Consider the following 12,603-nt stretch of genomic DNA (forward strand, 5'->3'; position numbering starts at 1 on the left):
AGTATGGAATGATAAGGGTGAGAATGGATGCAAAAGATTTGGCACATTTACAAAACTGATTGGGTCAATATTTTCAGAGTACCAACCGTATTGTTTTTGATTGTGGCACTTATGGTTTTACCGTCGGCCTATGCCTGGATTAATATCAAGTCCATGTGGGACCCATATAGCAATACTTCAGGTATTAAAGTGGCGGTTACGAACGAAGATGCAGGTGCAGAGCTTAATGGGAAAGGGATTAATGTGGGAAATGAAATCATAAGTACATTAAAAGCTAATCATAAACTTGGATGGGTATTTGTCAAACAGGATAAGGCAGTTCATGGTGTAAAGAGTGGAAGATATTATGCTTATTTGCTAATTCCAAAGGACTTCTCTCAAAAATTAACTAGTATTTTAAAAATCAATCCGCAAAAACCAAAAATTGAGTTTGGGGTAAATGAAAAGATTAATGCGGTTGCACCGAAAATCACTAGTTCGGGTGCCTCAAGTGTTACCGCTCAAATTAGTCAGGCGTTTATTAAGACGGTCGGGAATGCTATTTTTTCTGGTTTTTATAAGGTGGGTGTGGAGTTGGAGAAGAACCTGCCAAATATCCAAAAGGTAGAAACTCAAATTTTTGAACTTGAAAAGGCTTTACCTCAGATTCAAGAAATGGGGAAAAAAGCGATTGAACTTGAAGGGAAATTACCTGAATTACATGAGAAAGGACAGAAAGTGATAGAGCTTGAACAAAGAATACCAGACATTCAAAAAGCAGGGGAAAGTATATTAAAGGTTGAAAGTGCATTACCTCGAATACAGGAAGCTGGTGACAAAATACTAGAGCTTCAAGCTAAGATGAATGATTTGAATAGGATTACTTCCGTTATTTCAGATGTTCTAGCGAGCATTTCAGATATAGAAATGAAAGTGAAGGAGGCCATTGATCGGGTAAAGGAGACGGACCAGGTTAACACAGATGAAAATCAGGTAGCGTTAAATCAGTTACAAGCTGAATTAGAAAAAATTCAAGGAACAATTCAAGAAATTCATGTAGGTCTACAGCAGAAAGTGAGCACAGTGGAAAATGATCTGAATTCAGCCTCAAGTTTTATTAGTAATGATTTGCCGGTCGTTGAACAAAAAGTTCATAAAGCAGCTGATTTTGTAAGGACTGATTTACCAAAACTTGAGGATGATATTAGAAAAGCAGCAAACCTAGTTCGAACAAAGCTCCCTGAGGTGGAAAAGCTAATTCATAAAGCAGCCGATTTCGCCAGGAATGATCTTCCTGGATTCGAGGCAGAAATTAGAAATGCAGCAGATAAGCTCCGCCAATTTGAGAGAAGTGTGAATATCCGTGACCTGATTGAATTTCTTAAACATGACCCTGAAAAAGAGAGCAGCTTTCTTTCTAGCCCCATTTTATTAAATACAAAAAGGATTTTTCCTATTCCTAATTACGGTTCAGCCATGTCACCTTTTTATACAATGCTGGCACTATGGGTAGGAGCGACTCTCCTTATAGCGTCACTCCGAGTAGATGTAGAGAATTCTAATGCTACATATCGTGGTTATCATTTATATCTAGGAAGACTCCTGACTTTTTTGACTATAGGAATTTTTCAAGCTGCCATTGTCTCCTTAGGTGATTTGTTTTTAATTCACACCTATGTAGTCGATAAACTTTGGTTTGTTCTGTTAAGCATTCTTGTCAGCATGGTATTTATCATAATTACGTATACTTTATGTTCCGTGTTCGGCAATATAGGAAAAGGATTAGCGATTATCTTTTTAGTGCTGCAAATCTCTAGCTCTGGTGCGACGTTCCCGGTAAGTACGACCTCTCCAGTTTTTCAAGCAATTAATCCCTTCATGCCATTTACATACGCTGTTAGTATGCTTCGGGAGACTGTCGGCGGAATGGTAAAAGAGGTTGTTACTAAAGACATTATCTATCTTCTTGCTTTTGCAGCTGTAAGTTTCCTTATAGCCCTTGTGTTGAAAAAGCCTTTAGAAAATCGGATACAACTAACCGCCCAAAAAGCAAGAACTACCAAGATCATTCCATAAAGAAAGAGCAGTTCACTAGAGCTGCTCTTTTGTACTTATCCTTAAATTTTATTGAATAATGGTTTCAAGAGCCACTTCAATCATATCGTTAAAAGTAGTTTGACGCTCTTGTGAAGTGGTTTGTTCTCCTGTAAGAATATGGTCACTAACAGTTAATAGAGTTAAACCTTTTACCCCGAATTTAGCCGTTTGATAATAAAGACCAGCTGCTTCCATTTCCACAGCAAGGACGCCGTGTTTACTAAGCTTGCTATACGGGTCTTCCTTTTCTGAGTAGAAAATGTCAGATGATAGGACCGTTCCAACATGTAGATTAAGCCCTTTTTCTACTCCAAATTCGTAGGCGTTTTTTATTAATTCAAAGTTCCCGGTTTGAGGTACAGCATATCCAGGAAAACTGTCACGAATAATCATTGAATCCGTTGCGGCAGCTTGTGCAATAATGACATCACGGATTTTTACATCCTGTTGAATAGCACCACATGTCCCAATTCGAATTAAATTTTTTGCTCCATATTCTGTGATGAGTTCATGAATATAGATGGATGCAGAAGGCATACCCATCCCAGTGCCTTGAACAGAAACACGCTTTCCTTTATATGAACCTGTAAATCCTAACATACCCCGGACATTATTATAGCAAACTGCATCTTCCAAAAATGTCTCTGCGATATATTTTGCCCGTAATGGATCTCCTGGCAGTAAGACAGACTCTGCAATTTCTCCAACCTTTGCTTCTATATGTACACTCATTTCATATTCCTCCCAAAGAATTGTAATAGGTGTCCCACTTTTCCAAAGTAAGCATAGCATATCGTCCTAATACAATCTGTTAAGGAGATAACTTCATTTTTGTGAACCAGTTAACAAAATATTCGTTAGAGGGATAACTGAAATACAACGCTTTCATTTGGTATATTAGTAAAGGTATTAAATGTTATACCACTTTCGAAGTGTGGGAACTTCCTCTGTTTCACTACACATGGCTTCTAACCGACTTTTATCTAGAAGATAAAAATATTTATCGCGAATATCAATAAGACCTTCATTTTGAAAATCACCCAGTGTTTTCGATATGGATTCTCTAGTGACACCTAGCATACTGGCTAGTAGGGATTGGTTGATTTTAAATTCAATTTTAAAAATCGAGTCACTTGGTTTTCCAAAATTATAATAGAGATCCATTAACAGATTTGCTGCTTTGGTACGGACATCATAAAAGGTCAAGTAGCGAACTAACCGGTTTAACATCCGTGTTCGCTCAACGAGAATCAAATAGGCCTTCCTTAAAATAGAAGGATACTTATCTACAATCAAAAGAAAATCATGTTTCGTAATTTGCCAAGCTGTTACATTTTCAAGTGCTTCAATAGAGGAAATTCGGTGGTTGTCATTTGACAAAGCTTCCACTTCTCCTACGATATCTCCTGGCATGGCAATGCTAAGGACGATTTCTTTTCCTTCATGATTACGATAAATTTTCACCATTCCTGAGCGGATGATATACACATCATCACCTTGATCATTTTCAAACATAAGGACATGATTCTTTTTAAATTTTCTTTCCTTAAGTAGTGGAAGTAAATGGGGTAAATCAACATTAGGAATATCAGAGAAAATGGCAATTTCTGAGATGCTGGTAATCATGAACATACAACCTTTCAGGTTTGGGTAACTTTTTAAAATATTGGTAACATAATTATAACACGAATTACATCCTTGAACTCGTGTAAACAAAAGGGGTAACTTTGATTGAATAAGTTATTAAATGGTTTATTTCATATTGAAAAAGAACAATCGAGTATAAAGACAGAGGTACTTGCCGGATTAACCTCGTTTATGACAGTTGCTTATATTATTGCCGTAAATGGTGCTATTTTAAGTAAAGCGGGAATGCCCTATGAGGCGGTAACACTAGTAACAGTGATTTGTTGCTTTTTGGGCTGTATGTTGATGGCGCTATGGGCAAATTCTCCTTTAGTTATTATTCCAGGTATGGGGGATAATGCATTTTTTGTATTTACCCTTGTCTTTTCGCTGGGGTTATCGTGGCAGCAGGCACTTGCTGTAGTTTTTTTAGCAGGTATTGTCTTTTTGCTTACTACCGTTACAAAAGGAGCAGTCTATCTATCACGTTCCATTCCTAAATCGATGATTAACTCAATGACGGCAGGAATTGGCCTATTTATCGCTTTCCTAGGATTGAAAAATGGTGGGCTGATTGTGGCAAGTGAAGGAACATTTGTTAAGCTAGGTGACTTAGGGAGCCCTCATACCCTTACAACGTTACTTACATTGCTGATATTGGTTCCACTTTTCTTGCGTAATGTGAAAGGGAATTTTTTAATCGGAATTATTGCTGGTACCCTCATTGGTGCATTACTTGGTATCGTGGATTTTTCGACTCTTAAGGATTTTAGTTTTTCCTTTAGTGGATATGATCAGATCTTCTTTGCTTTTGATTTCAGTCAGATTGGTACGGTTAATTTTTGGACAGCAGTATTTTCATTATCAATGGTTATCATTTTCCAAAACATGGGTGCGCAGCTTGGGATGCTTGCTGATAAGTCTAAGTTCCGAAAGTCCTTTCAGGCCAATGCTTTTTCGGTAATTAGTGCAGGACTGTTGGGTTGTAGTCCAACGACAACTGCTGCAGAATCAGCTACTGGTATTGCTGCAGGTGGGCGCACTGGTTTAACCTCGTTTACGACAGGTTTGTTGTTTTTACCAGCATTATTCCTAGTGCCACTATTTAAAGTCATCCCAAATGAAGCTATTTCGCCTGTCCTTATCATTGTAGGGTGTTTGATGGTTCAGAGTCTTAAGGAAATACCTTTCAATGATTTTACTGAAGCCTTTCCTGCTTACTTAATGATGGCGATCATGCCCCTATCTTTTAGTATTGCAAACGGTATTGCATTTGGCTTCATCGCCTATCCAATTCTTAAGGTTGTAACTGGCCGGAAGAAGGAAGTATCGGTCACAATGTACGTCATTGCCTTTTTCTTTCTGCTGTATTTTATTTTAGGTTCGCTCTAACAAAAACCAGGCTGCTGCCTGGTTTTTCTTTTATAAAATTTAATATACAGCTTATATATGTTACTGGTAAAATTTATAAAAAGAATTTTTCTCGTCAAGCTTTTTGAGAGGAGCTTAGAAATGAAACCTAATAGAAATTGGTACCGTATGTGGCGAATCCTATCCTTTGCTTTATCAGTATTATTAAGATTTTACTGGTATCGAATGGCAAGAAAATCTTTGTCCGAGCGCGAAAAACTATGGGGCAGGATTGGTCAAGAATTTCGTCAGACATTATTTGAGCTTGAGGGTCTATTAATTAAAGTAGGTCAATTTCTAAGCATACGTGCAGACCTGCTTCCGAGTAAATTTGTCGAACAGATACAAGACTTAGTGGACAAAGTACCACCTTCTCCATGGGAAGATATTAAACTAGTCTTAGAAAGTGAATGGGAGAGTCCGATTGAAGACAAGTTGCAATCAATTGAAGAAACAGCAATTGCATCCGCATCAATTGGGGAAGTGTATCGAGGGAGATTGAAAGATGGTACCAATGTAGCTGTAAAGGTGCAGAGGCCGTCAATTAGGTCAATCATTCGAACAGATTTTCGTTCACTTTCTATTATTATTTGGTTTGCTCACCATTTTGCACCTGTTCCAAAGGGTTTCATTAATTTTAAAATGTTGTTCCAAGAACTAAAAACAGTGATAGAAAGAGAAGTTGATTTTAATAAAGAAATGGAAGCTGTTAATCAATTTCGTCAACGGTTCCAAGCGATCAGCAACTTAGAAATCCCAAAGGTTTATTCTCAACTATGTACTTCACAGGTTTTAGTAATGGACTGGGTTGAAGGAACAAGGATTACTGATGAGGAGTATTTAAACCGCCATTCTATTAATAGAGTAGAATTATCTCAACGGCTCTTTCGAATTTTCATTCCGCAGTGGTTAGAAGCGGGGACTTTTCATGCAGATCCACATGCAGGGAATGTACTAGTAAAATCAGACGGTACGATTGTCCTAATTGATTTTGGAATGGTGGGGGAAATATCCAAAAAAGATGCAGCCAATTTTCAAGAACTCCTACAGGCCATATTAGCAAAGAACTATTCAATGGCAGTAAAAGTTTTATTTGATTTAGGCTTCTTATTACCGGATACCAACTTAAAAACGATTGAACCAATTTTAAAAGAAGCACTTTCAATTGATCTGAATCAGTTAAAAGAAATGGACTTGTTTCAAGTAAAAAAGGACTTAAATGATATGCTTAAATCACTTCCCATTCAAGTTCCTACCAGGTTTATCTTTTTAGGGCGGTCTTTTGTAACAATCGAGGGAATGCTTCATACGATTAACCCAAATCAGGAGTTTTTGGAAATTGCAAAGCCTGCTTTTATGGATTGGCTGAATCAAGGAAACCAAAGTAAATGGAAATTAATAGTGAAATGGATTCAGTCACAGCCGATTTTCCAAGTGTTTCATTCTATTACTGAAATGATTGAAATCCCACATAAACTTCTTGCTGTAAAGGAATCTGAGAAGCAGAAAGAATTTCAATTTCAAATCTATGAAAATCAGAAAAAGCAGTTGTCTTATTTAGGTATACTTGGAGTTATTGGCACTTTTATCGGGACCTATCTAAATCATCCTTTAATTTGGAAAGGATCCCTTGGAATAGCAGTATTATCATTGGTATCTTACATAGTGTGTAGTGTGAGACAAATAAGGTGGCTTAAGAAAATCACCTAAAAAATAGAGGTAGACCTTTGTCTGCCTCTATCATATGCATTTTAAAAATTATTCATCATTGTTTCATCCGTTGTCATTCCGCTTTTGCTACCCATCATTCCACCATTCACATGGCAAGCTTTGTACATTTCCTTTAGCTCTTCCTTGGTTGAGTTAGGATGCATTTTTTCCATAAAAGGTAACATCTTTTCAAAGCTAATTCCATTACTAGATTCAGTGTTTCCTGCAGCAAAGACTGCAGTACCTGCTCCAAGAATTAAAGCCGCACTAATAATTCCAACTGCAAATTTCTTCATAATTGACTTCCTCCTTTTCTTTATCACAAACCCATCATAGCTCTAAATTTTGCAGATTGTATGCATTTATGGTGTTGATGTTATGAAGATTTTTAAGCGTGAAAGGGCACAATTTTACAGTTCATAGGTAAAAATATTGACAGAAAACAACAAGATATGTTATTAAAAAATAGTGGTTAGCACTCTCTTTTGTTGAGTGCTAAAAATAGATGCGGCTGAACGATACAGCCTCCATATATTTTTATGAAGTTGAAAATAAAGGAGAGGTCTTAATGGAAACAAAACAGTTTAAAGCAGAATCAAAGCGATTATTAGACATGATGATCAACTCCATCTATACTCATCGCGAGATTTTCTTACGGGAGTTAATATCAAACGCAAGTGATGCGATTGATAAAATCTATTACAAGGCATTAACTGACGACTCATTAAGTTTTGACCAACATAATTATTTTATTAAAGTGGTTGCAGATAAAGAAAACAGGATCTTGAAAATAATAGATACTGGTATTGGAATGACCAAGGATGAGTTGGAAACTAACCTTGGGACGATTGCCAAAAGTGGTTCCTTAGCCTTTAAAAAAGAAAATGAGCTAAAAGATGGCTACGACATTATCGGGCAATTTGGTGTTGGTTTTTATGCAGCATTTATGGTTGCAGACGTTGTTACCGTTATTAGTAAAGCTTTAGGAAGTGACGAGGCTTATAAGTGGGAATCCGAGGGTGCTGAAGGCTATACCATTGAGATGGTTGAAAAGGATTCAGTAGGCACAGAGATAATTTTAAAAATGAAAGAGAATACAGAAGACGAAAGCTACGATGAGTATTTAGAGGAATATCGCTTAAAGTCGATTATCAAAAAATATTCAGACTTTATTCGTTATCCAATAAAAATGGAAGTCGCTGGGAAAAGGCTGAAGGAAGGCAGTGAAACCGAATACGAGGACTATCAAGAAGAACAAATCATTAATAGTATGGTTCCAATTTGGAGAAAGAATAAAAGTGAGTTAACAGATGAAGATTACCAAAACTTTTATGCTGAAAAACGCTATGGTTTTGACAAACCAATCAAACATATCCATATCAGTGTTGATGGAACGGTAAGATATAATGCAATTCTATATATCCCAGAAAAAATCCCATTTGATTATTATTCAAAGGAATTTGAAAAGGGCTTAGAGCTTTATTCTAATGGTGTTTTAATCATGGACAAGTGTGCAGACCTTCTTCCTGACTATTTTAGTTTCGTCAAAGGGATGGTGGATTCGGAGGATTTATCATTAAATATTTCAAGAGAAATGCTTCAGCACGATCGTCAATTAAAACTGATTGCTAAAAATATTAATAAAAAGATTAAAAGTGAATTGCAGAGCCTCTTAAAAAATGAACGAGAAAAATATGAAGGTTTCTATCAATCATTTGGTCGTCAGTTAAAATATGGTGTGTATAGTGACTTTGGTGCTAACAAAGAGGTATTACAGGATCTGCTCATGTTCTACTCTTCTAAAGAGAAGAAATTAGTTACATTAGACGAATATATTTCTAGAATGCCTGAGGAACAAAAGTACATTTACTATGCAGCAGGAGATTCAATTGAGAGATTAGAAAAACTGCCACAGACTGAGTTCGTTTCTGAAAAAGGCTATGATATTTTATTCTTTACAGATAATATCGATGAGTTCGCAATTAAAATGGTAATGGCATATAAAGAAAAGGAATTTAAATCAATATCTAGTGGTGACTTAGGAATCGAAGGGGAAGAAAGCAAGGCTGATTCCGAAACACCGGATAACGAAAATCAGGAACTCTTTGACTATATGAAGAATACTTTAGCTGGCAAAGTGAAGGATGTAAGAATTTCTAAAAGGTTAAAATCTCACCCGGTTTGCTTGGCAACTGAGGGTGAAATTTCTATCGAAATGGAAAAAATTCTTGCTGCAATGCCAGACAACCAAAATATCAAAGCGGAAAAAGTATTGGAAATCAACAAAAATCATGAAGTATTCCAATCGTTAAAAGAAGCATTTGATAATGATAAAGAAAAACTAGACCTATATACAAAATTATTATTTAATCAAGCCCTATTAATAGAAGGATTGCCTATACAGGACCCAGTAGAATTTACAAACGATATTTGTAAAATTATGGTCTAGAGGTAAAATGAGAAAAAACCGTGTTCACATAAGTGTGCACGGTTTTTTACATATTGTTCATTGAATATAATTACCCCAAATAACTCCTACTAGCAAGTTAAAAAGTGAACTAAGGTTCATTTTTTTGCTGAAATATGTTATAATAAGTATAGTGCTTTAAAGAATGAATACATTAAAGCGAAATTACAGAAGGGTGTGACTAAATGACAGAAATCACTAAAACTAATATCCAACACCGCAAACTTCCCCTCAGTAAAGTGATTCTTCGAGTAATAGCCATTACAATTGGTGCCATTCTCATGGCCACCGGGTTAGAAATCTTTTTGGTTCCCAATCATGTCATCGACGGAGGGATAACAGGTATATCTATTATGCTTGCTCATATCTCTGGATGGAAATTAGGATTGTTTCTATTCATTCTCAATTTGCCATTTGTTTATTTAGGGTATAAACAACTGGGGAAAACCTTCGCGTTTTCTACCATATATGGAATTATTGTTTTATCCATATTCACTTCATTTTTTCATCCAATCCCACCATTTACGGAAGATATTCTTCTTGCAACTGTTTTTGGAGGTATGATTTTAGGTATTGGTGTAGGTTTAGTCATCCGCAATGGGGGAGCATTAGATGGTACAGAAATACTTGCATTAGTGATTACCAAAAAAGTGCCATTCTCTGTAGGGCAAATTATTATGTTCATAAATGTGTTCATTTTAGCTGCAGCTGGATTTGTCTTTACCTGGGATCGTGCCATGTACTCCCTTTTAGCCTATGTCATTGCTATGAAGGCTATAGATACCGTGGTAGCAGGATTAGAAGAATCTAAATCTGTATGGATTATTAGTGATGAAGCAGAAGAGATAGGGAATGCGGTAAATGCTCGTTTAGGACGGGGAGTAACCTATCTTAATGGAGAAGGAGCCTATACAGGGGATAATAAAAAGGTCATCTTTAGTATCATTACAAGACTTGAAGAATCTAAACTTACCACCATTGTGGAGGAAATAGATCCTTCAGCCTTTTTAGCAATCGCTGATATCTCAGAAGTTCGTGGAGGACGCTTCAAGAAAAGGGATATCCATTAACAATTAAAAATGGATCTGCCGGGTTATCCGGAGATCCATTTTTTTCTTTAATGACCAATTTCGACATCATCTACGTGGTTAATATGTGATTTATTTAATAAGATAAATACCACAGAAATAAAGACAAATCCTGCTCCCACTAAAAACGGAAGACTTGGATTATAAAGTTCTGCTAGTTTCCCAGCTGTAAATGGAGCGATCGCGCCTCCAATAAACCGAAGGAAGCTATAGGCTGCAGATGCAGTTGACCGTTGAACAGGTGCTGCATTCATTACTGCAGTTGTAATCAACGTATTGTTATTTCCTAAAAATGCTCCTGCTAAAATAACCGATCCAATGACTACCCATTGTGTAGAGGTCCAGACACCCATTGCAACAAGAAGTAGGGCGAATAGTGTTAACATAGTACACATTGACTTAATCGTGCCAAACCATTGTTGAAGCTTAGGAGCCATGAATACAGAAGTAACGGCCAATAATATACCCCATCCGAGGAAAACATAACCTAATCCATGTTCATCCAATCCCATAACAAATGGAGCATAAGCTAATAAAGTAAAGAAGCCAAAGTTGTATAAAGCGGCTGCAATACCGAATATTAATAAGGAACGGTGTTTTAAGGCACGGAATGGATCTAATAAAGATGTTTTTGTTTGTACGTTAGTTGATTTTGTGGCCGTAGGCATTAAAACCATTAAACCAATGAAAGCGATAACCATAAGGCACGCAACACCTAGAAATGGACCTCTCCAAGACATAGCACCCAACCAGCCCCCAAGAAGTGGTCCTACAGATATACCAAGTCCTATGGCTGCTTCGTATAATATAATGGCTTTGGCTGTTCCACTATTTGAGAGTGAAACGATGGCAGCTAAAGCGGTTGCCACAAATAAGGCATTACCAAGCCCCCAGCCTCCACGAAGTCCAACGAGTGTCCAAATGCCATTTGAAAGTCCTCCAAGTGCTGAAAATACAGCAATGATGACAATACCAGCTAGTAATGTCCATTTAATACCCAGCCTTGAGGATATCATTCCAGTAATAAGCATGGCCACGGCCATAACAGCATTATAACTGGTGAATAGCAACGTTACTTGACTATGGGAAGCATGTAATTGCTCCGCTATTGCTGGTAATATCGGGTCCACTAGACCAAGTCCCATAAAGGCAATAATACTCGCAAAAAAAACAGCCCAAACGGCTTTTGGCTGGGTTAATAAACCTCCCTTTTTAGTGTTGTCAGAGGGTGTTTTAGTAACAGATTGTGTTGAAGATGACATGGACATTTCTCCTTTTCTTATTTACTTTCTCCTATACCTTTATTTTTAATTAGGCTCTGTTAAACTAGCCTGTTGATTTCCGCTCCAGGCACGAGCGGTTCGTGGGTGTTTCGGCGAGCCTCCTCGGCGCATGCGCCTGCGGGGTCTCCCCTGAACCATACTCCCACAGGAGTCTTCGTGCCTTCCGCTCCAATCAACAGGGTGTAAAAATCAACATTGTTCTTTAACACAGCCTTTAATTAATATCTAATTGGTTTCCTAGTTTTTCAATTAGTTGTATTACGAAAGTACATGATTGTATTATACAACTATTTTACACTACGTCAATAGTGTTTTCTGATGAGAATAGTCGTCCTTCATTATATATTAAATTTCAATGTGTTATCATTAAGTATTAAGAAATTTGTTTAATTGTGGGGTTAGTGTTATGAATGAACAATCTTTGGAAATGATTGAACTGGAATTGGCTATCTTAATTCGTCGTTCAACCTCTATTTCAAGTCATAAAAGACTTGGTACTCTTGATCGCTCTGCCTATCTATTATTGAGAAGAATCGCTAATAGAGGCGCTGCAGGTGTGAAAGTATTAGCAGGTGAATTTCAGCTGGATATCTCCACCATCAGTAGACAAGCAGCTGCTTTAGAGCAAAAGGGGTATTTGTATCGTATACCTGATCCTTTAGACGGCAGGGCCTATTCACTTCAAATTACCGAACTGGGAACCAAGGTTTATAAGGAGCACAAGCAAGCACGGTTGGAGAGATTAGAAGAAGTGATAAATGATTGGTCAGAAGAGGAACGTAAAGTCTTTGGTCAGTTACTAAAAAAATTCAATCACTCTTTCGTATAAACTTATATGAAAAGTCTCGACTTTTTTCAATACTTTTAATAATGAAATAATAGCTAAAAGGGGGACAAATAGAGGGTCTTACTGTTATTATTTTGGTGTAATCGATATAGTAAT

General features: G+C 37.0%; 10 protein-coding genes. 6 read left to right on the plus strand and 4 right to left on the minus strand.

What is annotated here, in order from left to right; genetic code table 11:
- Positions 1–27: 27 nt before the first annotated feature.
- Entirely contained in the window at positions 28–2,055 is a 2,028-nt protein-coding gene (locus tag AC3A54_RS18130; protein WP_487655567.1) for a YhgE/Pip domain-containing protein, read from the plus strand.
- Positions 2,056–2,103: 48 nt separating this feature from the next.
- On the opposite strand, the gene deoD is transcribed toward AC3A54_RS18130, so the two are convergent.
- Both deoD and AC3A54_RS18140 read right to left on the minus strand, forming a co-directional pair.
- Entirely contained in the window at positions 2,104–2,808 is a 705-nt protein-coding gene (deoD, locus tag AC3A54_RS18135) for a purine-nucleoside phosphorylase (protein ID WP_487655568.1), read from the minus strand.
- A 177-nt stretch (positions 2,809–2,985) separates the two neighbouring features.
- Complete coding sequence (locus AC3A54_RS18140; protein WP_487655569.1) at positions 2,986–3,702, minus strand: Crp/Fnr family transcriptional regulator; 717 nt, start codon at positions 3,700–3,702, stop codon at positions 2,986–2,988.
- Positions 3,703–3,807: 105 nt separating this feature from the next.
- On the opposite strand from AC3A54_RS18140, the gene AC3A54_RS18145 reads away from it, so the two are divergent.
- Together AC3A54_RS18145 and AC3A54_RS18150 are read left to right on the plus strand one after the other, a co-directional pair.
- Complete coding sequence (locus AC3A54_RS18145; RefSeq protein ID WP_335549393.1) at positions 3,808–5,094, plus strand: NCS2 family permease; 1,287 nt, start codon at positions 3,808–3,810, stop codon at positions 5,092–5,094.
- A 120-nt stretch (positions 5,095–5,214) separates the two neighbouring features.
- On the plus strand, positions 5,215–6,822 hold the full coding sequence (locus tag AC3A54_RS18150; protein WP_487655570.1) for an ABC1 kinase family protein: 1,608 nt from the start codon (positions 5,215–5,217) through the stop codon (positions 6,820–6,822).
- A gap of 41 nt (positions 6,823–6,863) precedes the next feature.
- Here AC3A54_RS18150 and AC3A54_RS18155 read toward each other — a convergent pair whose 3' ends face one another.
- Positions 6,864–7,118, minus strand: coding sequence for a hypothetical protein (locus AC3A54_RS18155; RefSeq protein ID WP_487655571.1), 255 nt, complete (start codon positions 7,116–7,118; stop codon positions 6,864–6,866).
- A gap of 272 nt (positions 7,119–7,390) precedes the next feature.
- On the opposite strand from AC3A54_RS18155, the gene htpG reads away from it, so the two are divergent.
- Together htpG and AC3A54_RS18165 are read left to right on the plus strand one after the other, a co-directional pair.
- On the plus strand, positions 7,391–9,271 hold the full coding sequence (htpG, locus tag AC3A54_RS18160) for a molecular chaperone HtpG (RefSeq protein WP_487655572.1): 1,881 nt from the start codon (positions 7,391–7,393) through the stop codon (positions 9,269–9,271).
- A 203-nt stretch (positions 9,272–9,474) separates the two neighbouring features.
- Positions 9,475–10,359, plus strand: coding sequence for a YitT family protein (locus tag AC3A54_RS18165; protein ID WP_335549118.1), 885 nt, complete (start codon positions 9,475–9,477; stop codon positions 10,357–10,359).
- A 47-nt stretch (positions 10,360–10,406) separates the two neighbouring features.
- Here the strand turns inward: AC3A54_RS18165 and AC3A54_RS18170 are convergent, their stop codons facing one another.
- Entirely contained in the window at positions 10,407–11,639 is a 1,233-nt protein-coding gene (locus AC3A54_RS18170) for an MFS transporter (protein WP_487655573.1), read from the minus strand.
- 427 nt (positions 11,640–12,066) lie between these two features.
- Between AC3A54_RS18170 and AC3A54_RS18175 the strand changes: the two genes are divergently transcribed.
- On the plus strand, positions 12,067–12,489 hold the full coding sequence (locus AC3A54_RS18175; RefSeq protein ID WP_487655574.1) for a MarR family winged helix-turn-helix transcriptional regulator: 423 nt from the start codon (positions 12,067–12,069) through the stop codon (positions 12,487–12,489).
- Positions 12,490–12,603 lie beyond the last annotated feature (114 nt).

The sequence above is a fragment of the Neobacillus sp. Soil_C_43 genome (assembly GCF_057656715.1).

What these genes read in the sequence shown, in the direction of transcription:
- htpG (WP_487655572.1), top strand. Translation starts at nt 7,391, where the DNA reads ATGGAAACAAAACAGTTTAAAGCAGAATCAAAGCGATTATTAGACATG.
- AC3A54_RS18165 (WP_335549118.1), top strand. Translation starts at nt 9,475, where the DNA reads ATGACAGAAATCACTAAAACTAATATCCAACACCGCAAACTTCCCCTC.
- AC3A54_RS18155 (WP_487655571.1), bottom strand. Translation starts at nt 7,118, where the DNA reads ATGAAGAAATTTGCAGTTGGAATTATTAGTGCGGCTTTAATTCTTGGA.
- AC3A54_RS18150 (WP_487655570.1), top strand. Translation starts at nt 5,215, where the DNA reads ATGAAACCTAATAGAAATTGGTACCGTATGTGGCGAATCCTATCCTTT.
- AC3A54_RS18170 (WP_487655573.1), bottom strand. Translation starts at nt 11,639, where the DNA reads ATGTCATCTTCAACACAATCTGTTACTAAAACACCCTCTGACAACACT.
- AC3A54_RS18130 (WP_487655567.1), top strand. Translation starts at nt 28, where the DNA reads ATGCAAAAGATTTGGCACATTTACAAAACTGATTGGGTCAATATTTTC.
- AC3A54_RS18175 (WP_487655574.1), top strand. Translation starts at nt 12,067, where the DNA reads ATGAATGAACAATCTTTGGAAATGATTGAACTGGAATTGGCTATCTTA.
- deoD (WP_487655568.1), bottom strand. Translation starts at nt 2,808, where the DNA reads ATGAGTGTACATATAGAAGCAAAGGTTGGAGAAATTGCAGAGTCTGTC.
- AC3A54_RS18140 (WP_487655569.1), bottom strand. Translation starts at nt 3,702, where the DNA reads ATGATTACCAGCATCTCAGAAATTGCCATTTTCTCTGATATTCCTAAT.